The following is a 25,360-nucleotide window of genomic DNA, read 5'->3' on the forward strand; positions in this document are numbered from 1 at the left end:
ATTTCTTTATTTAGCAGGATTTTGTAGATTTATAGCGAATTAGTCCTTTATGCAAAATTGTTCATTAACCTTTTCTTTTTCATGCTTAAATTTGGCATGTGTTTGTTGGAATAAATGATTAAACATGGCTCCAATTTCATCTTCGAGGACTTTAATCCCTTCGCCGGTAATCCCACCTTTTACACATACTTTTTCTTGCAATGTTTCCAGTGTGTATACTTCCTGCTCAATTAATTGACCTAATCCGATAATCATTTTACTGGCTAATAATGTGGCTTGTTCCCTTGTGATCTCAGTCTCCACTACAGCTGCATTGATGAAATTACGGAGTAAATAGGTAAAAAAGGCAGGTCCACAGCTCGTAATATCCGAAGCAACTCTTGTTATATTTTCCTCGATGGTGACCGGTGTCGAAATTTTCGTCATGATTTGTTCAATGAATGCTTGATGGTGTGCTGGACAATGTTTTCCAGAGGAAAGTAAAGAAGTTCCGCACAAAACTCGGTTATTAATACTCGGTATTACCCTGATAGCCGCACATGGTACAATCGACTCTAATTGTTCAACGCTTATTGGACTTGTTATCGATACAATACATTGCTCTTTCTTTAATAACGGTGCCAATCCTTTAAGCAATGGATAAATATCCAATGGTTTAATACATAAAAAGATATATTCAGAGCTTTTAACAATATCCTCGGGAGAATCAACAACATGAATATTTGGAAATTCGCTTTTTAATTGTTCAGCTTTTGTTTTTGTTCGATTCATAATATATAAATTCTCTTCGTTTACGGCGGAGGATTTAAGAAATGCTTCAATAAGGATTTTGCCCATGTTTCCAGTCCCGATAACTCCTATGTTCACAATTTTCCCCCCTCTTTGCAAACAATACTCTACTAATGCTTATGATTCAGGAAGATTAAATATGATTGATTTCTAAATTACGAATGGGGCGATAAAATGGCTCAAATTATTATTGATAAAAAAAGAATTACTATTATTGCGGTTATCATATTTGTGTTTATTCTATTTCTTTTCATTAAGCTTTATGATCGTAATGACAAAACAGAGGAAATCACAACAATGGCTGAATTGGAAAAAGAAGAGGTCGCACCCATTCCGGAAAAGCCGAAGCCTTCGATTGTGTATATTGACATTAAAGGAGCTGTGGTGAAACCGGGTGTGTATAAGCTTGAAGATGGGAAAAGGGTACTGGATGCAATCCAAATGGCAGGAGGGTTTCAGACTGACGCTGATCAAATAAAAATTAACTTGGCAGCCCGTGTAACGGACGAAATGGTACTCTATATCCCTGTGATCGGTGAGGTTATAGTTAATGATATTGGATTACCTGCAAATGAAGTTGATGACGGTAAGATTAATATTAATACAGCCACCCCAAGTGAATTGGAAAGCTTACCTGGAATTGGGGTAGCTAAGGCAGCGAGTATTATCACCTTCCGGGAACAGAATGGTCCATTTAAGGAAATTGAAGATATTGTTAATGTATCGGGAATCGGTGCTAAATCGTTTGAGAAACTAAAGGATCAGATTAAGGTTCGTTAAAATATTAATACAGAAATACATTGACGAGCCACTTTTTTCGTGGCTACAATAAAATAGCACATTGTTTTATTTGGAAGGGAGATTTACTAGTGAATCGTATTTCTTGGAATCAGTATTTTATGGCGCAAAGCCATTTATTAGCATTACGAAGTACATGCACACGGTTACGTGTTGGAGCAACGATTGTAAGGGACAAGCGAATTATTGCTGGGGGGTATAATGGCTCAGTTACAGGACAGACACATTGCATTGATGATGGCTGTTATGTAATTGATAACCATTGCATCCGAACTATTCATGCCGAAGTCAATGCAATCTTACAATGCGCCAAGTTCGGCGTTCAAACGGATGGAGCGGAAATTTATGTAACCCATTTTCCATGTGTCCACTGTACGAAAGCGATTATTCAAAGCGGAATTAAAGCTCTATACTATGCTGAAGATTATAAAAATCACCCGTATGCAATTGAAATACTTGAAAAGGCCAATGTTAAAGTCCAAAAGGTCGAACTGGAAGATATAACAACGTATTTTCAAGATTTTGGAGGAAAGAAATAAAGTGAAAGAGCGAGGTGGCCTTACTTGAGAGGGAAATGGATATTCGTAGCTTTTGCTGCAGCCCTTGGGATTATGGCTGCCTACTTTCGCTTTCATTTATTCACAATCATAAGCAGTCTCGTTTATTTGATTTGGCTGATCTATAAACATAACTGGCAGTTAAAATTATTTTTGATTTGCGCCTTTACCACTTGTTTATTTGCCGTTTGGTTTCAATGGGTTGACGAACATAATGGATCAACATTAAGAGGAACTGAAAAAAAACTTTCAGGTACGATTAAGTCCATTCCAAAAGTGGACGGAGACAGGTTAACACTAATCCTTCAGCTTCCCTCAAAAGAAAAGCTCCAATTATCTTATCGAATTAAAACAGAGCAAGAAAAAAATCAACTTCAACAACAATTACAAGTTGGCATGGATTGCAAGCTGTGGGGTACATTGTCAACACCGGAAGAGGCTAGGAATTTTATGGCCTTTGATTATCGAAAGTATTTATACAATAAACAGATCCATTGGATATTTACACCCGATTCATTAAAGTCCGCGCAATGCCAGCCATCCTCCTCATTGAAATATTCCCTGCAAAAATGGAGGTCCGCCGAGCTTTTATACATAAAGAATCATTTTCCAGGAAATACAGTTGGTTTTGTACAAGCTTTAATTTTTGGAGAAAGAAATGAAATACATCAAGCTGTGGAGGATAACTTTCAACAATTTGGACTTATCCATCTGTTGGCAATTTCCGGTTCCCATGTCGTTCTGATTGTAGCAGTTACTTTTTATACTTTAGTTCGAATTGGAGTTACGAGGGAGCGGACATTTTTACTGCTTTTTATTGCGTTGCCTTTTTATATGGTTATCGCCGGTGGTACTCCGTCAGTTGCTAGGGCTTGTTTAGCAGCAATGGTTGTGATGATCGCCATTCAATTTAGGATGAAATTTTTGCCATTGGATGTACTTAGTATTGTTTTTCTCATCATGGTTAGTATTGACCCCTACTATATAACTGATATCGGCTTCCAACTTTCATTTTTAGTTAGTTTGTTTTTAATTTTATCCTCTGCTACGATCATTTCTGCTTATAATAGCTACTGGAAACAGCTTGTTGCCGTAACAATGATTGCACAAATTTGTGCCCTGCCTTTAATCCTAAATTATAACTTTGAAATTTCCGTATTAAGCTTGCCGTTGAATTTTATTTATGTCCCGTTAATGTCCGTCATCATACTTCCACTTTCGATTATTTCTTTTATTGCAAGTCATCTATATGAACCGCTTGCTTCAATTCCGATTATGGTCCTGTCCTCTATTCTCGATTATTCAGATTTATTACTTGAACAGACAGAGAAGGTTTCGGCTTTTACGTTAATCTTTGGTAAGCCATCGAGAGGGCTCTTCCTCATTTATTATGTTGCGATTATTTATTTTTGTATTACTTGGGAAAATAAGAACCAAAAGGCAAGTCTTCAAAAAGGTGTAGCTTTTCTGCTTTTAGTTTCCAGCTATCATTGGGTTTCGCCTTTTTTACTAAATGAGGGAAAAGTAACGATGATTGATGTTGGACAAGGGGATAGTATTTTAATCGAACTTCCTTATCGTAAAGCAGTCTACCTTATTGATACTGGCGGTGTAATTTCCTTTTCAAAGGAGGACTGGCAAAAAAGGAAAAACCCATTTGAGGTCGGTGAAGATATTATAACCCCTTTGTTAAAAGCTAAAGGGATTCGAACAATAGATAAATTAATATTAACACATGGTGATCTTGACCATATCGGCGGAACCGAAGCTGTTATTCAAAATTTTAAGGTAAAAGAAATCCTTGTAAGTACAGTGGATTTTGCAAATAGCAAAAACGAAGAGGAAAGGGCATTGCATACTTTAATTGAAAAGAAAAAAATTACATTGAAAGCGGTGAAAAAAGGAGATTCATGGAGAATAGGTCGTTTTGTATTTTATGTTGTTGGTCCAAGTGGAAAAGAAGACAATAAAAATGATCGATCCATCGTGCTCTACACTGCTTTAGGGGGGAAGCGCTGGCTATTTACCGGAGATTTGGAAGAAAAAGGTGAGCGGAATTTATTAGAACAGTATCCAAATATCAAAGCTGATGTTTTAAAAATTGGACATCATGGCAGCTTGACGTCTACCTCAAAATCTTTTGTTCGGCAAGTAAATCCAAATGTTGCCCTCATTTCTGTCGGGAAAAATAATCGTTTCGGACATCCACATCCGAAAGTCATTGAATTATTAGAAAAACAACATATTATGATTTTCAGAACGGATGAAAATGGTGCAATTTGTTATAAATTTAATGGGAATAAAGGAACCTTTAAATGGCTGCTGCCATAGTATAGATTAATAGTAAAAATCCAGCGGACAAAGAAAAAGGACTGCCATATAATTGCAGTCCCCTTCCTTCAAAAAAGAATGTATGTACTTGTTACCTTGTTATCCTACAAGCTTAATAACAGTACCGATAGTAAATATTAGTGCGAAAAATACAAAGGAAAAGATGAAACCCATACCAGAATCAATAGCATCATTTCTTTTGCTTTGGACATCTTTTTCAAATACGTTCACTAGAATCCCTCCCATTTGACAATTTTAGTATAAGCTAATATATGAAAAAAATCTACTCCATTAAGGAAAAGTCATAATTTGTTTTTCCTAAAGTGACAAGAGTTGTCACCTATAGGTTATCACATTTTGGTGCATTATAAGTTTACGGTTACAATCGTTGGATGTTAAGTTATCCCGGGGCTTACTGTTCAACGTTTATTATAAAGAGAGGGGTTGAATATTTCAACTCCTCTCAAGTATTTTTACCTCAATTTTCTTGTCAAATCGACATCTTCCGTCTAGCATATAAGTATGTGAAGATCTTCGAGGTGAACTTTAATGAATGCATTACAAGAAATACATAAAAAAATAAAACAAAATAAAATGGCACCTATATATGTTCTTTATGGGCAAGAAGAATTTTTAATCGAGGAAGCTGTCAACTTAATTATAAACTCAGCGTTGTCATTCGAAGAAAGGGAATTCAATTTATCTGTATTCGATATGAATGAGGTTCCAATCGATGTAGCGGTTGAAGATGCTGAAACATTGCCGTTTATGGGAGAAAAACGAGTAGTTCTTATTAAGGACCCAGTTTTTTTCACTGGCAACAAAGATAAAACGAAGGTAGAGCATGACCTTAAAAGGCTTGAGCAATATTTGGACTCCCCATCGCCTGACGCTATTGTCATTTTCACCGGCAATTATGACAAACTAGATGAGCGAAAAAAAATTGTTAAGCTGCTAAAGAAGAATGGCGAAGTCATACAGACCTCTTTAATGGATGATAAAGCAATTAGTACATGGATAAAAAATAAAGTAACTGAAGCAGATAAAGAAATAGATGAGGAAGCTATTCATTTACTCCTTCAGTTAGTTGGACCTAAATTAATGCTGCTCGCAAATGAAGTAGAAAAATTGGTCCTTTATATTGGTGAAGATACTAGAATTGATTCTTCTGTCATCCGTAATCTAGTTCCAAGAACGTTAGAACAAAATGTCTTTGCTCTGATAGATATGATTGTAAAAAGGAGAACCCGGGATGCATTATTGTTTTTCTATGATTTACTAGAACAAAAAGAAGAACCTATTAAAATCCTATCACTATTAGCAGGACAGTTTCGCCTAATATATCAAGTAAAAGAGCTATATAAAAGAGGCTATGGCCAAAATCAAACAGGGACTTATTTAAAGGTGCACCCATACCGAGTAAAACTCGCTGGAGATCAGGCTGCTAAATTTAGCGAAGGTGAGCTGCAAAAAATAATGAATGATCTGGCGGAAATGGATTATAAAATGAAAACGGGAAAAATGGATAAAAAGCTGTTAATAGAGCTGTTTATTCTCCAATTGAATAAATAATAAAAAAAGAAGCGTTTAAGACGCTTCTTTTTTCACTGATTTTAATTAAAACTTTTAGATATCAGTATAAGAAAAGACATCGAAATTTGCCATTATGGGCAAATTTCGTGTTTTTCTAAAATCGGCACGATTATGCATTTAATTCGTTTAATTTTTTAGCTAAACGAGATTTTTGACGAGCCGCAGTATTTTTATGGATAAGACCTTTGCGAGCAGCTTTATCAAGCTTTTTAGTAGCTGTAATAAGTGCGCTCTTTGCAGTTTCTACATCGTTATTAACAACAAGCGTTTCAACTTTTTTAACCGCTGTACGCATGTCAGATTTAACAGAGATGTTCTGAGCACGACGTCCTTCGTTAACTTTTACACGTTTAATAGCAGATTTAATATTTGGCATTCCTTTCACCTCCTGATAAGCCGATAACGGCTTCACATAGAACAAACAATATTTTATCAAAATGAATGGGGTAATGCAATACTTTCTGAGCTTAAAAGTATTTGATGCATGTTTATTTTTAATTGGGAAAAGCTAAATTTTAACAGTACCTAATAGAATGAGGGGGAACTAGCGATGGAGCAACAATCTCTTGATTTATCAAAATATAATGTTCGAACAGATTTGGCTATTGAAGCACATGAAATGGTTGTAGACGAGAAAAAAAAGCAGGATGCCAATTTATCTTCTATAGAAGGAGTCATCGTTAAAGAACGAAAGGTAGGAAATGTAAAAATCTCGAAAGTAGAAATAACTGAATTAGGAGCAACAACGGTAGGGAAAAAGCCGGGAAACTATTTGACATTAGAGGTTCAGGGAATTAGACAGCAGGATACGGAGCTCCAGGATGAAGTACAACAAGTTTTCGCTAGGGAATTTAGTGAATTTATGAAACAAATTGGTATTAAAGATAAGGACAGCTGTCTTGTGGTTGGATTGGGCAACTGGAACGTTACGCCTGATGCCCTTGGACCAATTTGTGTTGAAAATCTGCTTGTAACGAGACATTTATTTGCATTACAGCCTGAAACTGTAGAGGAGGGCTTCCGTTCTGTGAGCGCGATAGCTCCAGGTGTAATGGGGATTACTGGAATTGAAACTAGTGATATTATTTATGGCGTAATCGAAAAGACAAAGCCGGATTTTGTGATCGCAATTGATGCATTGGCAGCAAGATCTCTTGAACGTGTGAATGCAACGATTCAAATTTCTGATACAGGAATTCACCCTGGTTCTGGTGTTGGAAATAAACGTAAAGAATTAAGTAAAGAATCATTGGGGATACCTGTAATTGCGATTGGAATTCCAACCGTTGTAGACGCTGTATCGATTACTAGCGATACGATTGATTTTATTTTAAAGCATTTTGGACGGGAGCTTAAGGAAGGCGATAAGCCTAGTAGAAGACTGGCACCGGCTAGCTTAACATTTGGTGAGAAAAAAGTACTCACCGATGAAGATTTGCCTGGGGATGAGGAAAAACGCTCATTTCTTGGCTTAGTCGGTACACTTCCTGATGAGGAAAAACGGAAATTAATCCATGAGGTACTCGCACCGCTTGGTCATAATTTAATGGTAACGCCAAAGGAAGTTGATGTCTTTATCGAGGATATGGCGAATGTCGTTGCAGCTGGTTTGAATGCGGCCCTTCACTATGAAGTTGATCAAGATAATATTGGTTCTTACACCCATTAAACATATCTAAACTACTAAATTGTAGGTTCTATCTCTCAAAGCTTGGGCATAAATGTTAGTAGAGAAGCTTTGGGAGGGTGAGAGAGTTTGCGCTTGCGTAATTTAATGATTTCGTTTAATGGGAACACAATTATCAAACCAATTATAATGGTTACGATATCGATGATGGTTATGTTTGTTATTGCTGGCATGCTTACGGCTCTTAAGCCTGAGTTAAGAATATCATCGTCATCTATTAATGAATGGAGTAAACAATTAGATACAACGGCCTATATTCATTTGCTAGGCTTTGAAAATCAATATTTTAAACAGGCGTTTGAAGAAACAGAACGAACGCCCATTAGCCTTAGCACTCTTTTCTTTGAATTAGCTACGAGTATCAACCCTAATGATCCGCGGAGTTTGCTTGGTAGAGAACTGCCAGGATTTTCACTATTTGATGGGGAGATTATCGTAGCCGGGCAAGGCACAAATTATACGAATATGCCAATTGAATCGTCACCGCCAATGGAGGTGCTTTTACAGGAACGGGAAGCCTCCATCGAAAGCTTGGAAAAATTGGATGAGTCAAAAAATATAAATCCTCCAACAATGACGACAAATGGCAAAAAAGTTGTTTATATTTATACAACTCATTCAAGGGAATCATACTTACCACACTTGCCTGAAGGTACAAAAGTATCTGAAGCCTACTCGCATGAAGCGAATGTAATGACTGTGGCTGAAAAACTTAGCAAAGAATTAGAAAATAGAGGAATTGGTACTCAATTTGAAGGAACTGATATTACGAAGCTTTTATCTGATAAAGGATTGAACTATTCTAAGTCCTATGAGGTCTCAAGACCAGTGGTTAAAGATGCGATGGCCAATAATCGTGATTTAAGATACTTTATCGACATTCATCGTGATTCACAGCCACATAAAATAACGACGACAAAAATTAATGGGAAAGATTATGCGAGAACGATTTTTATCATTGGTGGAGAACATGCGAAGTACGAACAAAATCTAAAAATGGCTACAGATTTGCATAACTTATTAGAGAAGGAATACCCAGGCTTAAGTCGAGGTGTTACGAAAAAACAAGGTGAAGGAACGAATGGGAAATTCAATCAAGACTTGTCTGAAAATGCTATTTTAATTGAAATGGGGGGTCCGGAAAACTCATTAGAAGAGGTATACCGCACAGTGGAAGCAATTGCTGAAATATTTAGCGAATATTATTGGCAAGCCGAAGAAGTTAATGGCTAAATGTTAATGAACAGAAGGGATCTACGATGAAAAAGTTTATATTGAAATTTTTTCTTTTAGTAATTACATTATTTTTCGGTGTTCTTCTCGGGATGCAGCAAGCGAATGAAGGGCTTTTACAGATGAAGGGCTTCGATGATAAAACGTTTGGTGGGGCCTTTCATTTAAAGAAAACTGAGGCTGGTGAAGTTGAAGCAGCTGTGCTCGGTCAAGAAATTACAGCACATGATATCGAAGAAAAACAAAAAAAATTAGAAGAAATGAAGGCATTTCACTTCCTCTCTAATTTAGGCAGTAGGCTCGGTGATATGTTATCAATCATATTTCAACAACTTACCAATCTAGTCGTTAGTTCCTTGGATAAAGCTTTATCATAAGTAAGGCAATCAGAAAGGCATGAGGAAAGAAGTCCTCGTGCCTTTCGCATTTCTAATTGAATACTTTTTAAGATATTGTTATAATCATCTTCAGTTTAACTTTATTCTAGAGAATAAAGTTAAGCCTCCGGCGGATGCCTCAGATTTTCAAAGGTAGTTTTTCAAGTAAACTCGAAAAAATCTGGGCACAAATACGCCAAGGCGCATTTGATATATTGGCTCACATTAGTAGGAGTGGTTATTTGATGAATAAAGAAACTAGACATGAGCGTCAAAAACGGATTCGTAACTTTTCTATTATTGCTCATATCGATCATGGGAAATCAACATTAGCAGACCGGATACTAGAAAAGACTAGTACAGTTTCACAACGTGAGATGAAAGAGCAGATTCTCGACGCTATGGATTTAGAACGGGAACGCGGTATTACAATTAAGTTAAATGCCGTTCAATTATTATATAAAGCGAAAGATGGCAACGAATATATTCTTCACCTAATAGATACCCCTGGACATGTTGACTTTACTTATGAGGTATCAAGAAGTTTAGCTGCATGTGAAGGTGCTATTCTAGTCGTTGATGCAGCGCAGGGAATTGAAGCGCAAACATTAGCAAATGTTTATTTAGCGCTGGATAACGACCTTGAGATTTTACCGGTAATTAATAAAATTGATTTACCAAGTGCTGACCCAGAGCGGGTTCGCCAGGAAATTGAAGATGTAATTGGACTCGATGCCTCTGACGCTGTTCTTGCTTCAGCGAAAGCCGGAATTGGAATAGAGGATATTTTAGAGCAAATTGTTGAAAAAGTTCCGGCTCCAGCGGGCGACCCGGATGCGCCGCTCACGGCATTGATTTTCGATTCTCTATATGATTCCTACCGCGGGGTTATTACATATATCCGCGTTGTTGATGGAACTGTAAAAGTCGGCGATAAAATCAGAATGATAGCGACAGGTAAAGAGTTTGAGGTAAATGAAGTTGGTGTATTCACTCCAAAGGCCGTACCAAGAGATGAATTAACGGTCGGTGATGTTGGCTTTTTGACTGCCTCTATTAAGAATGTTAGTGATACGAGAGTCGGAGATACCATTACTAGTGCAAGAAATCCGGCACCTGAGGCTTTACCGGGATATCGTAAACTAAATCCGATGGTATTCTGTGGTCTATACCCAATCGATTCTAAAGATTATAATGACTTACGTGAAGCCCTTGAGAAATTAGAATTAAACGATTCCTCCCTTCAATTTGAAGCAGAAACATCTCAGGCGCTCGGATTTGGCTTCCGATGCGGCTTCTTAGGGTTACTTCATATGGAGATTATCCAAGAGCGGATCGAACGGGAATTTAATATTGATTTAATTACAACAGCACCAAGCGTTATTTATAAAGTAGAGTTAACGGATGGCGAAGAAATTACTGTTGAAAATCCGTCAAAAATGCCGGATCCCCAAAGTATTGCCGGAATTTTTGAACCTTATGTAAAAGCAAAAATAATGGTTCCGAATGATTATGTTGGGTCTGTTATGGAATTATGTCAAAGTAAGCGCGGTAATTTTATTGATATGCAGTATCTTGATGAAAATCGCGTGAATATTACTTATGAGTTGCCACTTTCAGAAATTGTCTATGATTTCTTTGATATTTTAAAATCTAGTACAAAAGGATACGCCTCCTTTGACTATGAATTAATAGGATATAAACAGTCCAAACTAGTAAAAATGGATATTCTATTAAACGGTGAGCAAGTCGATGCTTTATCATTTATCGTCCATCGCGACTTTGCTTATGATCGCGGCAAGGTCATTGTTGAAAAGCTGAAAGAGCTTATTCCAAGACAGCAATTTGAAGTGCCTGTGCAGGCTGCAGTTGGTACGAAAATTGTTGCCAGATCAACAATCAAGTCAATAGGTAAAAACGTTCTAGCAAAATGCTACGGTGGAGATATTTCACGGAAACGTAAACTACTTGAAAAGCAAAAAGAAGGCAAAAAGCGCATGAAACAAGTAGGATCAGTGGAAGTACCACAGGAAGCGTTCATGGCGGTACTACGTATGGATGATAATAATAGTAAGAAATAGACGGGGTGGCTTTGATAGCCATCCTTTTTTCGAATTAAATGAAAAGAGTGATTGGATGGTTAATTCAGTATATCTTCATATCCCCTTTTGTGAGCACATTTGTCATTATTGTGATTTCAATAAATTTTATATTAAGAATCAGCCGGTGGAAGACTATTTAAAGGCAATGGAAAAAGAAATGGAGCTATCCATTGCAAGATTTGGGACCGAGGAGGTACAAACCATTTTTGTAGGCGGTGGTACACCTACTTCCTTAACAGTCAAACAGCTTGATCGTTTTCTTAATGGAATCCATAACCATTTTGGGAAATATATCAATCCAAAAATAGAATTTACATTTGAAGCTAATCCCAGTCATCTATCAAAGGATAAGTTACTCCTATTAGCTGAAGCAGGTGTGAATCGTTTAAGCTTTGGTGTGCAGGTTTTTGATGATGAATTATTAGAAAAAATTGGACGGACTCATCGGGCTGTCGATGTTTTTCAAACGATTGCTTTAGCAAAAGAAATCGGTTTTCAAAATATTAATGCCGATTTAATATACAGCTTACCGGGCCAAACCGTTGAAGGCTTTAAAGATACGCTAAAACAAGCATTATCGCTTGGCGTCCAACATTTTTCCGGTTATTCCCTACAAATAGAGCCAAAAACAGTTTTTTATAATTTGAAGAGAAAAGGAAAGCTGCATTTACCGACTGAGGACGAAGAAGTTGAAATGTACACCGTTTTGATGGATGAAATGGCTTCGCATGGCTATAACCAGTATGAAATTAGTAATTTTTCAAAGCACGGTTTTGAGAGCAGACATAATTTAACTTATTGGAACAACGATGAATATTTTGGAATTGGAGCGGGGGCCCATAGCTATGTACAAGGAGTTAGAAGGGCAAATGCTGCACCGCTCAATCAATATATTTCATTAATAAAAGAAACTGGTTTTCCTTATATAGAAGAAAATGTGCTAACGGAGAGGGAAAGAATGGAGGAAGAGGTATTTCTCGGGTTAAGAAAAACTTCAGGAGTTTCAAAAGAGATATTCTATCAAAAGTTTGGAAAGGATTTGAATAGTGTATTTGGCAATGAAATTATGACCGAAGTTGAGAAAGGATTGCTAGATGAAAGCCCGAAATCAATCAAACTTACTAGAAAAGGTTTGTTTTTAGGGAATGAAGTATTCCAATCCTTTTTATGTTGACAATATACACTCGGTTTTGGTAACTTATTATATAGAATTAGCACTCGGCGTACATGAGTGCTAACAGAGGTGATTAAACTATGCTAACAGAACGCCAGTTGTTGATCTTGCAAGTGATCATTGATGATTTTATTCGCTCTGCACAAGCTGTTGGCTCTAGAACGATAGCCAAAAAAGAGGATATTTCATTTAGTCCAGCAACGATTCGTAATGACATGGCCGACTTGGAGGAAATGGGTTTTATCGAAAAGCCTCATACTTCTTCAGGGCGCATTCCTTCTGAAAAGGGATATCGTTTTTATGTCGATCACCTGTTATCGCCATCATCGATAAATGAGGAGGAAATAGGGACTATTCGCTCCCTTTTTGATAGTAGAATTTATGAAATTGAAATGGTTGCGAAAAAGTCGGCAAAGCTTCTTTCTGAGTTTACAAACTATACTACCATTGTATTAGGCCCAGAACTTATGGAAACTCGATTAAAGCAAATTCAAATGATTCCACTTAATCGTGATAGTGTCGTCGCCATTATCGTAACTGATACAGGACATGTGGAGCACCGCACCTTGTCACTTCCAGATGGTTTAGACTCCTCAGAATTAGAAAAGCTTGTTAATATTCTTAATGAGCAATTGAAGGGGTGTCCGATAGCCGAATTGCAAGAATGCGTTCAAAAGGAACTTGTTGGGATTATTAAGAAGAATCTTTATGATCATAACCGCGTATTCGAATTATTAACGAATTTGTTCGGTCATACAAAGGCTGAAAAAGTCTTTTATGGCGGGAAAACGAATATGTTCTCCCAGCCTGAGTTTAATGATATCGGGAAGATTCGTTCCCTGTTATCAGTTATCGAACAAGAAAGTGTTATTTATAATTTGTTTAAATCAACGAGTACAGGAATCACAGTAAAAATTGGTCAAGAAAATCAGATGCAGGAAATGCAGGATTGCAGCGTTATAACAGCTACTTATTCAATAGGGAATGAACCAATGGGGACAATTGCAATATTGGGACCAACAAGAATGGAGTACGCAAGAGTAATAACGTTGTTAAACATCTTTTCTCAAGATTTATCAAAGGCATTAACTTCCTTGTATCAAAACGAAAAGTAATGGTCATATTGGTAAAGGGAAGATTGATAGAAAAGCTTCTATAGGCTTTTCTACTTACATAAAAAAAGCTAGTTTGCGGGAGGTGAAACGAATGGTTAATAAAAACTATTCGCAAGAAGAGGCAAATGACGAAAAGGTAGCAAAAGCTGCTCTAAATAATGATTCTGTCACTGAATCAACTGAACAAAATATAGATAATCAGGCGGAATCTATCCAAGAAGAGGAAGTAAACGAGGTGTCTCCAGAACAATTGGAAATCCAAAGATTACAGCAGGAGCTAGATGATAGACAAAGTCGTCTTTTACGGCTGCAAGCGGATTTTGAAAACTTCCGCCGCAGGGTTCGTTTGGACCAGGAAGCAGCAGCAAAATACCGCGCCCAAAGCCTGATTGAAAATATTCTTCCGGCTCTTGATAATTTCGATCGAGCATTGAATATCGAAGCGAAGGAAGAGGAGACATTACAATTGCTCAAAGGTGTAGAAATGGTATACCGTCAATTGCTTGACGCTTTGAAAACAGAAGGATTAGATATCATTGATGCTGTTGGCAAGGAATTTGACCCAAATTTCCATCAGGCTGTAATGCAAGTGGAAGATAGTAATTATGAGTCAAATATTGTTGTAGATGAACTGCAAAAGGGATATATTTTGAAGGATCGTGTTATCCGTCCTACAATGGTCAAAGTTAATCAATAATCAATTGTAGAATATATAGAAGAGTAAATTTCGAAGATTTGAGGAGGACATTTTTATGAGCAAAATTATTGGTATCGATTTAGGAACAACAAACTCTTGTGTCGCTGTAATGGAAGGTGGAGAGCCTAAAGTAATTCCTAATCCAGAAGGAAACCGTACGACTCCATCTGTTGTTGCCTTTAAGAATGGTGAACGTCAAGTTGGTGAGGTGGCAAAACGCCAATCTATTACTAATCCGAATACAATTTTATCAATTAAGCGTCATATGGGCACAAATTACAAAACTGAAGAAATTGAAGGCAAAGCCTATACACCACAAGAAATTTCTGCGATTATTCTTCAAAATTTAAAATCAACTGCAGAACAATATTTAGGCGAGCCTGTTACAAGAGCCGTTATTACGGTTCCTGCTTACTTTAACGACGCAGAACGTCAAGCGACTAAAGATGCTGGTAAGATCGCAGGTCTTGAAGTTGAGCGTATTATTAACGAGCCGACTGCTGCTGCTTTAGCTTACGGTCTTGATAAAGAAGATGAAAACCATACTATTTTAGTTTATGACCTTGGTGGCGGTACTTTTGACGTATCCATCCTTGAGCTTGGTGACGGTATCTTTGAAGTAAAATCAACAGCAGGGGATAACCGTCTTGGTGGAGACGATTTCGACCAAGTAGTTATTGATTATTTAGTAGCGGAATTTAAGAAAGAAAATGGCATTGACCTTTCAAAAGATAAAATGGCAATGCAACGTTTAAAGGATGCTGCTGAAAAAGCGAAAAAAGATTTATCAGGAGTGACTTCTACTCAAATTTCATTACCATTTATTACTGCAGGTGAAGCTGGACCTCTACATTTAGAAATGAATTTAACTCGTGCTAAATTCGAAGAACTATCTGCACACCTTGTTGACAGAACTATGGGGCCAGTACGACAAGCCATTTCAGATGCGGGTGTTTCGAAGAGTGAAATTGATAAAGTCCTTTTAGTAGGTGGTTCTACACGTATTCCAGCAGTGGTAGAAGCAATCAAAAAAGAAGTTGGTAAAGAACCAAGTAAGGGTGTAAACCCTGATGAAGTAGTTGCACTTGGTGCTGCTATCCAAGGTGGGGTATTAACTGGTGATGTGAAGGACATCGTATTACTTGACGTAACTCCACTTTCATTAGGTATTGAAACTATGGGTGGTGTATTTACGAAGCTGATTGATCGTAATACAACGATTCCAACTAGTAAGTCACAAATTTTCTCTACAGCAGCCGACAGCCAAACAGCCGTGGATATCCATGTTCTTCAAGGGGAACGTCCGATGGCGTCTGATAATAAAACATTAGGCCGTTTCCAATTAACAGATATTCCACCAGCACCACGTGGAATTCCACAAATCGAAGTTTCCTTCGATATTGATGCGAATGGAATTGTTAATGTTCGTGCGACAGATAAAGGTACTGGTAAAGCACAATCCATCACAATTCAATCATCAACAAGTTTATCTGATGATGAAATTGATAGAATGGTTAAAGAAGCTGAAGCAAATGCTGAGGCTGATAAAAAGCGCAAAGAAGAAGCTGAACTTCGCAATGAAGCAGACCAGCTAGTATTTGCCACTGATAAAACATTAAAAGATCTTGGTGACAAGGTTGATGAGGCTGACAAGAAGAAGGCCGAAGAAGCAAGAGATGCATTAAAACAGGCAATCGAAAAGAATGACCTAGACGAAATGCGTGCGAAAAAAGATACATTACAAGAAGTTGTCCAACAGCTTTCAGTAAAACTTTATGAACAAGCAGCACAAGAAGCACAGGCTAACCAAGCAGGTGCAGAGGCTGGCGCAAAAGACGATAATGTCGTAGATGCAGAATTTACTGAAGTAAATGAGGAAGAAGCTAAGAAATAAACGAATACGCCAAGTATGTCTAAGCGTAAGATTGAACGGTCAAAGTCAGGGCTACCTTGGCTTTGGCCTTTTTATTGTCAAAGTTTGTAAAGTTGCATAGTGTAGTTTAAAAATGTTATCATAATCGTTATGCAGATAAGAATAGAACGGGATTTTTGGGAGTGGATATGATATGAGTAAACGAGACTATTATGAAGTCCTCGGAGTGGCGAAGGATGCCTCTAAAGATGAGATAAAAAAGGCATATCGTAAGCTTGCAAGACAATATCACCCAGATGTGAACAAAGAACCGGACGCTACTGAAAAGTTTAAAGAAATTGCAGAAGCATATGAGGTTTTAAGTGATGATCAGAAACGGGCAAGTTATGACCGATTTGGTCATGCGGATCCGAACCAAGGTGGCTTTGGCGGTTTCGAAGGCGCCGACTTTGGAGGATTTGGTGATATTTTTGATATGTTTTTTGGTGGGGGAGGATCAAGAAGACGTGACCCGAATGCCCCAAGGCAAGGTGCTGACCTTCAATATACAATGACATTAGATTTTAAGGAAGCGGCCTTTGGAAAAGAAACAGATTTAGAGATTCCAAAGGAAGAAGAATGTGACACCTGTCATGGCAGTGGTGCGAAACCAGGCACTAAACCTGAAACGTGCTCACATTGTAATGGTTCAGGTCAATTGAATGTGGAACAAAATACACCATTTGGTCGTATTGTCAATCGCCGTGTCTGCCATTATTGTAATGGTACTGGAAAAATGATTAAAGACAAGTGTTCTACATGTGGAGGTTCAGGAAAGGTTAAGAAACGTAAAAAAATTCACGTAAAAATTCCTGCCGGCGTTGATGAGGGCCAACAAATGCGTGTTTCCGGTCAAGGGGAACCAGGTATTAATGGAGGGCCTTCAGGGGATTTATATGTTGTCTTCCATGTGAAGCCACATGAGTTTTTTGAACGTGATGGTGATGATATTTATTGTGAAATGCCAATTACTTTTGTTCAAGCAGCGCTTGGCGATGAAATTGAAGTTCCAACCCTTCATGGCAAGGTGAAATTAAAAGTTCCTGCGGGTACACAAACGGGCACCAACTTCCGACTAAGAGGCAAAGGGGTTCCGAATGTAAGGGGCTATGGTCAAGGTGATCAACATATTAAAATTCGTGTTGTTACACCGACAAAGCTAAGTAATCGTCAAAAAGAGTTGTTCCGCGAATTAGCAGAACTTACTGGTGATGAAGCTCCAGCCGAACATGAGGATAGCTTTTTTGCTAAAGTAAAAAGAGCATTTAAAGGATAACAATTGAGGCTATTTCAAATTGTGTTAAACATCACATCAAACATGGAAAATCTGTAGTATCCTGTATGGATGTTAGACACCTTTGAAATAGCCTTTAAACAAATAAAAAGCGAGTGTTTAAAAGATGAAATGGTCTGAAATGAGTATACATACAACACAAGAGGCTGTAGAGCCAATTTCTAATATTTTGCATGAAGCAGGTGCCGGCGGAGTAGCAATTGAAGATCCAGCCGACCTAAACAAAGTGAGAGAACAGCAATTTGGCGAAATCTATGCTCTTAATCCAAACGATTATCCCGAAGAAGGTGTAATTGTTAAAGCTTATCTACCTGTAACAAGCAGCTTTAGCGAAACGGTGGAATCTATTAAAGAAGCGGTTACTAACCTTACCCATTACGGAATTGATCTTGGCTTTAATACAGTTGAGATTATTGAAGTAAATGAAGAAGACTGGTCAACTGCATGGAAAAAATATTATCATCCAGTTAAAATTTCCGAGAAGGTAACGATTGTTCCAACCTGGGAGGAATATGAACCGGAACAGTCGGATGAAATCATCGTTGAACTTGACCCTGGGATGGCATTTGGAACAGGAACCCATCCAACAACGGTTATGTGCATTCAAGCGCTTGAAAAGGTCATTCAAAAAGGGGAACATGTTATTGATGTGGGTACCGGGTCAGGTGTACTAAGTATTGTTGCTGCTAAATTGGGAGCAAGAAAGGTAGATGCCTACGACCTTGATGAAGTTGCCGTCAACAGTGCCAAGATGAATGTTGAACTTAATCAAACCGATGATATTGTAGAAGTGAGGCAGAACAATCTATTGGAAAATATCAGCGGAAAAGCAGATGTGATTGTTGCTAATATTTTGGCGGAAATTATTTTGCTATTTATTGATGATGCAGCTAAAAGGTTGAAAAAAGATGGACTGTTCATCACATCCGGGATCATTAAAAGCAAGCAGGATGATATCGTGGGTAACCTAGAAAAGGCCGGGTTTACTATTGAAGAGATTTTGCAAATTGAAGATTGGGTAGCAATTATTTCAAAAAATAATAATGACCAGTAAGAAGGTGAGAGCCTGTGCAAAGATATTTTGTGAAAAATGATCAAATAACAGAGAATAAAATAGAGATTAGCGGTGAAGATGCCCATCACATATCACGAGTCATGAGGATGAAGCCTAGAGAAAACATTATTTGTTGCTCGGAAGATGGACAAGTAGCCCGCTGTGAAATCCAAGAAATTACTGATGACTTATGTTTCGCCTCTATAGTAGAATGGATAGATGAGAATAAGGAACTGCCTGTATTTGTAACAATTGCACAGGGCTTACCAAAAGGTGATAAATTGGAGCTAGTCGTACAAAAAGGAACAGAAATGGGTGCCCATCGTTTTCTGCCCTTTTTTGCATCGCGCTCTATTGTGAAGTGGGATGAAAAAAAGGGGAGAAAAAAGGTTGAACGGCTTGAGAAAATAGCAAAAGAAGCGGCGGAGCAATCCCATCGTACTAAAGTTCCGGAAATAAATGAGCCAGTAAACTTTAAGACTCTTTTAAATGAAAGCAAAAATTACACATATAAAATTGTAGCTTATGAGGAAGACGCAAAGCTTAGTGAAAAGAGCAATCTTTTTTCTGTTTTGTCAAAATTAGCTGGGGGCGATTCCTTACTAGCTGTTATTGGACCGGAAGGTGGTCTAACGGAAGAAGAAGTTTCTGAGTTACGGAACAATGGGTTTATATCCTGTAGTCTTGGTCAAAGAATATTAAGAACAGAAACAGCCCCTCTATATCTACTAGCAGCTGTTTCCTACCATACTGAATTATTGGGGTGATCATATGCCAACAGTGGCTTTCCATACATTAGGATGTAAAGTAAATCATTATGAAACAGAAGGGATCTGGCAGCTATTTCAAGAAGCTGGCTATGAACGTGCAGATTTCGAGAAAATAGCAGATGTTTATATTATTAATACATGTACTGTAACAAATACAGGTGATAAGAAAAGTCGTCAAATTATTAGACGAGCAATCCGCAAAAATCCTGATGCTGTTGTAGCTGTAACAGGATGTTATGCACAAACAGCACCAGCTGAAATTTTAGATATTCCAGGTGTGGATATCGTAATCGGTACACAAGACCGTGTAAAATTGCTTGATTATGTACGTCAATATGAAAAGAATCGTGAGCCAATCAACGGTGTAGGCAATATCATGAAAGCAAGAGTTTTCGAGGAACTAGATGTTCCAGCGTTTACAGATAGAACTCGGGCATCATTAAAGATTCAAGAAGGGTGCAACAATTTCTGTACTTTCTGTATCATTCCGTGGGCTCGTGGGCTTTTGCGTTCTCGAATGCCAGAAGATGTTGTTAAACAAGCACAGCAATTAGTGGATGCTGGCTATAAAGAAATTGTCTTAACAGGCATCCATACAGGTGGATATGGTGAGGACTTGAAGGATTATAATTTTGCAATGCTTCTTCGCGAATTGGACCAAAAGGTTGTCGGCTTAAAACGTATTCGTATTTCATCTATTGAAGCTAGCCAAATTACGGATGAAGTGATTGACGTTCTTGATAAATCAGAAAAGATTGTCCGCCATTTACACATTCCATTGCAATCTGGATCTGATTCCGTGTTAAAACGGATGCGTCGTAAATATACAACAGAATTCTATGTAGATCGTCTTAATCGTTTGAAAGAAGCACTTCCAGGATTAGCTGTTACTTCAGACGTGATTGTTGGATTCCCTGGCGAAACAGAAGAGGAATTCATGGAAACCTATAATTTAATCCGTGATAATAAATTCGCTGAATTGCATGTATTCCCATATTCTAAACGCACAGGTACTCCTGCCGCACGTATGGAGGACCAAGTGGATGAAGAGATTAAAAATGATAGAGTTCACCGACTAATATCATTATCAGACCAATTAGCAAAAGAATATGCATCTAATTACGAAGGCGATATCTTAGAGGTAATTCCAGAAGAGCAATTTACAGAAGGACCGGACCGCACCGACCTTTACGTTGGCTATACTGACAACTATTTAAAAGTAGTATTCCCTGGTAAAGAGGATATGATTGGTCAAATCGTAAAAGTAAAAATTACGCAGGTCGGCTACCCGTACAGCGAAGGTGAATTTGTGAGTGTCGTTTCGGACGAGATTGAAGAAAAAGTGAAAATAGGGTAATAATAGAATTAAGAGATGATAACAGCAAGGTAGAAATTTTATCTTGCTGTTTTTAATTGCTGATATGAAAGGATTGGGTTTAATGACTGTTAATATTGCAAAAATGATCGACCATACTGCATTAAAAGCAGATATAACAAAGGAACAAATCGTAAAGCTGTGTGATGAGGCGAAGGAATATGGCTTTTTCTCAGTTTGCGTAAATCCAGCATGGGTCAAAACAGCAGCTGAACGACTTAAAGGTTCGGAAGTAAAGGTGTGTACTGTCATCGGGTTTCCATTAGGGGCTTCTACCTCAGAAACAAAAGCATTTGAAACAAAGGATGCAATTGAAAAAGGTGCTACTGAAGTTGATATGGTTATTAATATCGGTGCCCTAAAAGATCAAAATGACGAATTAGTTGAACAAGATATTCGTGCCGTTGTTGAAGCCGCTAGTGGGAAAGCACTAGTTAAGGTAATTATTGAGACAAGTCTCCTTTCACAGGAAGAAAAGGTTCGAGCTTGCAAGCTTGCAGTTAAAGCAGGTGCTGATTATGTTAAGACCTCTACTGGGTTTTCAACAGGCGGTGCAACGGTTGAGGATATTAAGCTTATGCGTGAAACCGCAGGCCCTAACATCGGAGTAAAGGCTTCTGGCGGTGTCCGTGACCGTGAAGGAGCACTTCAAATGATAGAAGCCGGTGCGACAAGAATTGGAGCCAGTGCAGGAATAGCGATCGTAAAAGGTGAGCAATCTGATGCAAACTATTAATTAATGGAAGAACAAAAAATATCTACCATCAAACAGCCTGATGCTTACGTTTGATGGTAGATACCTTGCGTTTATCCTCACGAAACGTCTTTGGTTCCGTGTTTGATGGTAGATACCTTGCATTTATCCTCACGAAACCGTTTTGACCCCACGTTTGATGATAGAAAACTCATGTTTATCCTTACAAAACGACTCCAGCCCAGCGTTTGATAGTAGAAAAATCAATTTTATCCTCACCAAATGGTTTCGGGCTCATAATTAATGGTAGATAACAGGAGGCCGCACTCACCTACGCCTGCTTCCCATGCATCCTCAAAATAAACTTCGCCAACAATCCTGCCAGCGGCAAAGCAATAATCGAAGACAGAACATTGAATATCACACTAACATGGGCAAGCTGTACATCTGGCAGACTAGTTACCATTGCAGCAGCGGCACCCAGGAATTTTATAAAAGGGTAAAATAAAATAACCCCAAAGACGTTTAACCAAATATGTGCATAAGCCGCTAACTTTGACTCAACATTCGCCCCTATACTTGCAATAAAGGCTGTCACACACGTCCCAATGTTAGCGCCGAGAACAATGGCAATTCCTGAAGATAGCGTTACTAAATTTTCGCTCATAAAGCCCATGATGATGCCTGTTGTAGCTGAACTGGATTGAATAACGGCGGTCAATAATGTACCTAATCCAACACCTATTAAATTATTTTCGTTTGATAACTCAATTGATGAGTGAATAACGGGAATCGTTGAAAGAGGCTTTGCTAGTGTTTCAAACCCATTCATCGCTACGAAAAGGCAGCCAAGTCCAAATAATATTGCGCCAATATTAAAAGAAAGCAGTTTTCTGGTAAATAATAAAAGCGCCCCTATCAATAATAAAGGCATGATTGCGTGGTATATTAGATCAATAGTGATAAATTCAGTTGTGATTGTTGTCCCGATATTTGTCCCAAGAATAATGCCGATGGATTGCTTAAATGTTAACAATCCAGCCGCAATAAAGCCGATCGTAATAACCATTACGGCAGAACTGCTTTGCAAAACGGCTGTAATGAGCGTCCCAATAATCATGCCTTTTAATGGTGTGCTCGTCATATTCACCAATACTTGCTTTAGCCTTTTGTGAGAAAGATTATAAAGGCCAATTCTCATAACAGTCATTCCATATAAAAAAATTGCAATAAAAATTGCAAATTGAGTAATAATATTAATCATACCAAGTCACCATCCTCATCACCCATTGTATGGACAGGATGCATGGGACATGACTTTTACTTTTCGACAAAGGTCAAAATTTGCAGACGTAAAACTGTTAGAAACATTTGAAATAAATATTAATAGTTGAAAAAGGCACATCCTTATTATATAATGGCAAAAGACATGTCTTTTAAAAAAGTAATAGATTCTTTAAAACATGTCAGGTGTTATTGGTTTTTCGGAGGGAGGGAAATAGTTATGTCAACGACTCGCGTTCGTAAAAATGAATCACTTGAGGATGCTCTTCGTCGATTCAAAAGATCCGTTTCTAAAAATGGAACACTTTCTGAAGCTAGGAAGCGTGAATTTTATGAGAAACCTAGTGTAAGACGTAAGAAAAAATCAGAGGCTGCAAGAAAGCGTAAGTTTTAAGAGAGGGTGTTATTTATGAGTCTTCTTGAGCGTCTTACTGACGATATGAAGCAAGCGATGAGAGATAAAGATAAAGAAAAATTATCTGTTATCCGTATGGTAAAAGCTGCTCTTCAGAACGAAGCAATAAAGCTTGGTCATGACTTATCTGATGAAGAAGAGCTTACTGTTTTAAACCGCGAATTAAAACAGCGTAAAGACTCCCTCCTTGAGTTCGAAAATGCTGGTCGCAGCGACTTAGCTGATAAACTTAAAGCTGAAATTGAAATATTAATGATTTATATGCCTGAACAGCTAACAGAAGAAGAAGTGGAGGAAATCGTCAAACAAACAATTTCTGAAATAAAAGCTTCAACCAAAGCTGAAATGGGCAAGGTTATGGGTGCGATCATGCCAAAAGTAAAAGGCAAAGCTGATGGTACATTAGTAAATCGCCTCGTCCTTAAACATTTGTCATAATACTTTCAAATAAGGGGCTGTATCAAAATTTTATCTGACAACCACAGATGAAATACCATCATTATGGTATGTGGTCGTTGATAAGTTTTGGAACAGTCCCTTTTAATTTTATATCTTTTTATATCTTTGAATTGAAACCTTTTTAGGAACTAATCCGTAATACATACATGAGAACAATTTATAACTTTATTCAGTACTGAATAAAGTTAAAGCTTCCGGCGGATGCCTCAGATTTTTAGAGGTAGTTTTTCGAGCAAGCTCGAAAAAATCTGGGCACAAATACGTCAGGGCGCATTTGATTTTTAGAGGGGAGGTTTATATTTGCGGTCAAAAACCTTTATACAGAAAGCTATAATCATTACTTTTGCTCTATTTACTCTATTCATTCTTCTACCACAAGTATTTCCTGTACAGGCTAAATCTGAAAAGATTGTATATTTTGTACCTGTTGAAAAAACAGTGGAACAGGGACTAGGTGCCTTTCTTAATCGTTCCATCGAAGAGGCGGAGAAAATCGGGGCGAGTCATATTGTGTTTGAATTGAACACTCCTGGTGGTGTAGTCGATGCGGCCTTAGATATTGCGAAGTCTTTGCGAGAGACAGAAATACCAACCACAGCATTCATAAATAAAAGTGCTTTATCTGCAGGTGCTTATCTAGCGCTGAATGCCAATCAAATTGTAATGGTACCTCATTCAACGATGGGGGCAGCAGGAATAATTGATCAACAAGGTAATACTGCCGGTAAAAAAGCTGAGTCTATGTGGTTAGCGGAAATGAAGGCTTCCGCGGAATTAAATAATCGTGATCCGATATATGCACTAGCAATGGCTGATGAAAATGTTGAAATACCTAAATTCGGGGTAAAAAAAGGCGAGTTTTTAACACTAACGGCAGAACAGGCGATAGAGGTTGGCTACGCTGAGAAAATTGTAAGTACAAGAGCAGAGTTGCTCGATTACTTAGGTTTGTCTGGGGCAACCATTCAACAAATGGAAGAAAGCTTTGCAGAAAAGTTAGCTCGTTTTATAACGAACCCGATCGTTGTCCCAATTTTACTTTCTATTGGAAGCCTTGGTTTGGTCATTGAGTTATATAGTCCAGGCTTTGGGGTACCAGGAATAATGGGTTTATCTTCATTGTTGTTATTCTTTTATGGCCATATGATAGCGGGGTTAGCAGGTATGGAATCGATTATATTGGTAATCATTGGTATTATACTTATTGTACTTGAGTTTTTTGTTCCAGGAGGAATTATGGGACTCTTAGGTGTACTTTCTATCATAACAAGTTTATTACTTGCTGCGGAGAATATTAGCCATATGATTTTTTCAATATTAATTGCCATTCTTGTAACTATAATTGCTTCTGTCATTTTATTTAGGCGTTTTGGGTATGAGAAAGGGATCTTTAGGAGAATTATTCTTTTTGATTCAACAAGCAGTGAGCAAGGGTATGTATCTAACCAAAATCGTTTAGATTTGATTGGACTAGAGGGAACCACTGTAACACCGCTTCGTCCATCTGGTACGGCTGTTTTCAATGATGAACGAGTCGATGTTGTAACAGAAGGTAGTTTTATTAGCAGTAATATAAAAGTGAAAATAATAAAGGTAGAAGGCTCTAGAATTGTTGTTCGAGAAATTAAAAAGGAAGTGGAGGAATAGGAT

General features: G+C 37.9%; 24 protein-coding genes. 20 read left to right on the plus strand and 4 right to left on the minus strand.

Annotation, left to right across the window (positions count from 1 at the left end; translation table 11 throughout):
• Positions 1–39: 39 nt before the first annotated feature.
• Complete coding sequence (gene comER / locus BAZO_RS14185; RefSeq protein ID WP_003332292.1) at positions 40–867, minus strand: late competence protein ComER; 828 nt, start codon at positions 865–867, stop codon at positions 40–42.
• 96 nt (positions 868–963) lie between these two features.
• Here comER and BAZO_RS14190 point away from each other — a divergent pair, with 96 nt between their 5' ends.
• From BAZO_RS14190 to BAZO_RS14200, 3 genes are all read left to right on the plus strand, one after another.
• Positions 964–1,569 (plus strand): helix-hairpin-helix domain-containing protein, encoded by a 606-nt coding sequence (locus BAZO_RS14190; protein ID WP_003332293.1) that lies wholly within the window; start codon positions 964–966, stop codon positions 1,567–1,569.
• 89 nt (positions 1,570–1,658) lie between these two features.
• Positions 1,659–2,126 (plus strand): ComE operon protein 2, encoded by a 468-nt coding sequence (locus tag BAZO_RS14195; protein ID WP_003332294.1) that lies wholly within the window; start codon positions 1,659–1,661, stop codon positions 2,124–2,126.
• A 24-nt stretch (positions 2,127–2,150) separates the two neighbouring features.
• Positions 2,151–4,475, plus strand: a complete 2,325-nt coding sequence (locus tag BAZO_RS14200) for a DNA internalization-related competence protein ComEC/Rec2 (RefSeq protein ID WP_003332295.1) — start codon at positions 2,151–2,153, stop codon at positions 4,473–4,475.
• A 99-nt stretch (positions 4,476–4,574) separates the two neighbouring features.
• On the opposite strand, the gene BAZO_RS21835 is transcribed toward BAZO_RS14200, so the two are convergent.
• On the minus strand, positions 4,575–4,706 hold the full coding sequence (locus tag BAZO_RS21835; RefSeq protein WP_003332296.1) for a YqzM family protein: 132 nt from the start codon (positions 4,704–4,706) through the stop codon (positions 4,575–4,577).
• Between the two features lie 318 nt (positions 4,707–5,024).
• Between BAZO_RS21835 and holA the strand changes: the two genes are divergently transcribed.
• Positions 5,025–6,047: a DNA polymerase III subunit delta gene (gene holA, locus BAZO_RS14210; protein ID WP_003332297.1), complete on the plus strand. Its 1,023-nt coding sequence runs from the start codon at positions 5,025–5,027 to the stop codon at positions 6,045–6,047.
• 130 nt (positions 6,048–6,177) lie between these two features.
• On the opposite strand, the gene rpsT is transcribed toward holA, so the two are convergent.
• Positions 6,178–6,444, minus strand: a complete 267-nt coding sequence (gene rpsT / locus BAZO_RS14215) for a 30S ribosomal protein S20 (RefSeq protein WP_003332298.1) — start codon at positions 6,442–6,444, stop codon at positions 6,178–6,180.
• Between the two features lie 174 nt (positions 6,445–6,618).
• Between rpsT and gpr the strand changes: the two genes are divergently transcribed.
• From gpr to deoC, 13 genes are all read left to right on the plus strand, one after another.
• Positions 6,619–7,737 carry a GPR endopeptidase gene (gene gpr / locus BAZO_RS14220; RefSeq protein WP_003332299.1) on the plus strand — a complete coding sequence of 373 codons (1,119 nt, stop codon included), beginning with the start codon at positions 6,619–6,621 and terminating at the stop codon, positions 7,735–7,737.
• A 105-nt stretch (positions 7,738–7,842) separates the two neighbouring features.
• The gene (gene spoIIP, locus BAZO_RS14225; RefSeq protein WP_039957610.1) at positions 7,843–8,988 is read left to right on the plus strand and encodes a stage II sporulation protein P; all 1,146 of its coding nucleotides are present in this window, start codon (positions 7,843–7,845) and stop codon (positions 8,986–8,988) included.
• Between the two features lie 26 nt (positions 8,989–9,014).
• Positions 9,015–9,365 carry a YqxA family protein gene (locus BAZO_RS14230; RefSeq protein ID WP_003332301.1) on the plus strand — a complete coding sequence of 117 codons (351 nt, stop codon included), beginning with the start codon at positions 9,015–9,017 and terminating at the stop codon, positions 9,363–9,365.
• 242 nt (positions 9,366–9,607) lie between these two features.
• Complete coding sequence (gene lepA, locus BAZO_RS14235) at positions 9,608–11,446, plus strand: translation elongation factor 4 (protein ID WP_039957603.1); 1,839 nt, start codon at positions 9,608–9,610, stop codon at positions 11,444–11,446.
• Positions 11,447–11,501: 55 nt separating this feature from the next.
• Positions 11,502–12,641: a radical SAM family heme chaperone HemW gene (hemW, locus tag BAZO_RS14240; RefSeq protein ID WP_039957611.1), complete on the plus strand. Its 1,140-nt coding sequence runs from the start codon at positions 11,502–11,504 to the stop codon at positions 12,639–12,641.
• Positions 12,642–12,721: 80 nt separating this feature from the next.
• The gene (hrcA, locus tag BAZO_RS14245; RefSeq protein ID WP_003332304.1) at positions 12,722–13,756 is read left to right on the plus strand and encodes a heat-inducible transcriptional repressor HrcA; all 1,035 of its coding nucleotides are present in this window, start codon (positions 12,722–12,724) and stop codon (positions 13,754–13,756) included.
• 91 nt (positions 13,757–13,847) lie between these two features.
• A complete protein-coding gene (grpE, locus tag BAZO_RS14250) occupies positions 13,848–14,453 on the plus strand; it encodes a nucleotide exchange factor GrpE (RefSeq protein WP_003332305.1) in 606 nt (201 codons plus the stop codon).
• Positions 14,454–14,508: 55 nt separating this feature from the next.
• On the plus strand, positions 14,509–16,347 hold the full coding sequence (gene dnaK, locus BAZO_RS14255; protein WP_003332306.1) for a molecular chaperone DnaK: 1,839 nt from the start codon (positions 14,509–14,511) through the stop codon (positions 16,345–16,347).
• A 172-nt stretch (positions 16,348–16,519) separates the two neighbouring features.
• Positions 16,520–17,641: a molecular chaperone DnaJ gene (gene dnaJ, locus BAZO_RS14260; protein WP_003332308.1), complete on the plus strand. Its 1,122-nt coding sequence runs from the start codon at positions 16,520–16,522 to the stop codon at positions 17,639–17,641.
• A 124-nt stretch (positions 17,642–17,765) separates the two neighbouring features.
• On the plus strand, positions 17,766–18,713 hold the full coding sequence (gene prmA / locus BAZO_RS14265; protein WP_003332309.1) for a 50S ribosomal protein L11 methyltransferase: 948 nt from the start codon (positions 17,766–17,768) through the stop codon (positions 18,711–18,713).
• 14 nt (positions 18,714–18,727) lie between these two features.
• Positions 18,728–19,480: a 16S rRNA (uracil(1498)-N(3))-methyltransferase gene (locus BAZO_RS14270; protein WP_003332310.1), complete on the plus strand. Its 753-nt coding sequence runs from the start codon at positions 18,728–18,730 to the stop codon at positions 19,478–19,480.
• Positions 19,481–19,484: 4 nt separating this feature from the next.
• On the plus strand, positions 19,485–20,840 hold the full coding sequence (gene mtaB, locus BAZO_RS14275) for a tRNA (N(6)-L-threonylcarbamoyladenosine(37)-C(2))-methylthiotransferase MtaB (RefSeq protein WP_003332311.1): 1,356 nt from the start codon (positions 19,485–19,487) through the stop codon (positions 20,838–20,840).
• Positions 20,841–20,922: 82 nt separating this feature from the next.
• Positions 20,923–21,594, plus strand: a complete 672-nt coding sequence (gene deoC / locus BAZO_RS14280) for a deoxyribose-phosphate aldolase (RefSeq protein ID WP_039957612.1) — start codon at positions 20,923–20,925, stop codon at positions 21,592–21,594.
• A 289-nt stretch (positions 21,595–21,883) separates the two neighbouring features.
• On the opposite strand, the gene BAZO_RS14285 is transcribed toward deoC, so the two are convergent.
• A complete protein-coding gene (locus BAZO_RS14285) occupies positions 21,884–22,816 on the minus strand; it encodes a Na/Pi symporter (RefSeq protein ID WP_003332313.1) in 933 nt (310 codons plus the stop codon).
• A gap of 240 nt (positions 22,817–23,056) precedes the next feature.
• Here BAZO_RS14285 and rpsU point away from each other — a divergent pair, with 240 nt between their 5' ends.
• The 3 genes from rpsU (at position 23,057) to BAZO_RS14300 (ending at position 25,357) form a co-directional block, all read left to right on the plus strand.
• The gene (gene rpsU / locus BAZO_RS14290) at positions 23,057–23,230 is read left to right on the plus strand and encodes a 30S ribosomal protein S21 (protein WP_003332314.1); all 174 of its coding nucleotides are present in this window, start codon (positions 23,057–23,059) and stop codon (positions 23,228–23,230) included.
• A 15-nt stretch (positions 23,231–23,245) separates the two neighbouring features.
• Positions 23,246–23,689, plus strand: a complete 444-nt coding sequence (locus tag BAZO_RS14295) for a GatB/YqeY domain-containing protein (protein WP_003332315.1) — start codon at positions 23,246–23,248, stop codon at positions 23,687–23,689.
• Positions 23,690–24,010: 321 nt separating this feature from the next.
• Positions 24,011–25,357: an NfeD family protein gene (locus BAZO_RS14300; RefSeq protein WP_003332316.1), complete on the plus strand. Its 1,347-nt coding sequence runs from the start codon at positions 24,011–24,013 to the stop codon at positions 25,355–25,357.
• The last annotated feature ends 3 nt before the right edge of the window (positions 25,358–25,360 follow it).

Origin of the sequence: Schinkia azotoformans LMG 9581 (assembly GCF_000307855.1) — a bacterium.
Taxonomy (GTDB): Bacteria; Bacillota; Bacilli; order Bacillales; family Bacillaceae_J; genus Schinkia; species Schinkia azotoformans.

Bases quoted from the DNA above. Each gene is read 5' to 3' on its own strand.
- hemW (WP_039957611.1), top strand. From the start codon at position 11,502: ATGGTTAATTCAGTATATCTTCATATCCCCTTTTGTGAGCACATTTGT.
- BAZO_RS14230 (WP_003332301.1), top strand. From the start codon at position 9,015: ATGAAAAAGTTTATATTGAAATTTTTTCTTTTAGTAATTACATTATTT.
- gpr (WP_003332299.1), top strand. From the start codon at position 6,619: ATGGAGCAACAATCTCTTGATTTATCAAAATATAATGTTCGAACAGAT.
- BAZO_RS14190 (WP_003332293.1), top strand. From the start codon at position 964: ATGGCTCAAATTATTATTGATAAAAAAAGAATTACTATTATTGCGGTT.
- hrcA (WP_003332304.1), top strand. From the start codon at position 12,722: ATGCTAACAGAACGCCAGTTGTTGATCTTGCAAGTGATCATTGATGAT.
- grpE (WP_003332305.1), top strand. From the start codon at position 13,848: ATGGTTAATAAAAACTATTCGCAAGAAGAGGCAAATGACGAAAAGGTA.
- dnaJ (WP_003332308.1), top strand. From the start codon at position 16,520: ATGAGTAAACGAGACTATTATGAAGTCCTCGGAGTGGCGAAGGATGCC.
- prmA (WP_003332309.1), top strand. From the start codon at position 17,766: ATGAAATGGTCTGAAATGAGTATACATACAACACAAGAGGCTGTAGAG.
- BAZO_RS14295 (WP_003332315.1), top strand. From the start codon at position 23,246: ATGAGTCTTCTTGAGCGTCTTACTGACGATATGAAGCAAGCGATGAGA.
- rpsT (WP_003332298.1), bottom strand. From the start codon at position 6,444: ATGCCAAATATTAAATCTGCTATTAAACGTGTAAAAGTTAACGAAGGA.
- rpsU (WP_003332314.1), top strand. From the start codon at position 23,057: ATGTCAACGACTCGCGTTCGTAAAAATGAATCACTTGAGGATGCTCTT.
- BAZO_RS14285 (WP_003332313.1), bottom strand. From the start codon at position 22,816: ATGATTAATATTATTACTCAATTTGCAATTTTTATTGCAATTTTTTTA.
- mtaB (WP_003332311.1), top strand. From the start codon at position 19,485: ATGCCAACAGTGGCTTTCCATACATTAGGATGTAAAGTAAATCATTAT.
- dnaK (WP_003332306.1), top strand. From the start codon at position 14,509: ATGAGCAAAATTATTGGTATCGATTTAGGAACAACAAACTCTTGTGTC.
- spoIIP (WP_039957610.1), top strand. From the start codon at position 7,843: ATGATTTCGTTTAATGGGAACACAATTATCAAACCAATTATAATGGTT.
- holA (WP_003332297.1), top strand. From the start codon at position 5,025: ATGAATGCATTACAAGAAATACATAAAAAAATAAAACAAAATAAAATG.
- deoC (WP_039957612.1), top strand. From the start codon at position 20,923: ATGACTGTTAATATTGCAAAAATGATCGACCATACTGCATTAAAAGCA.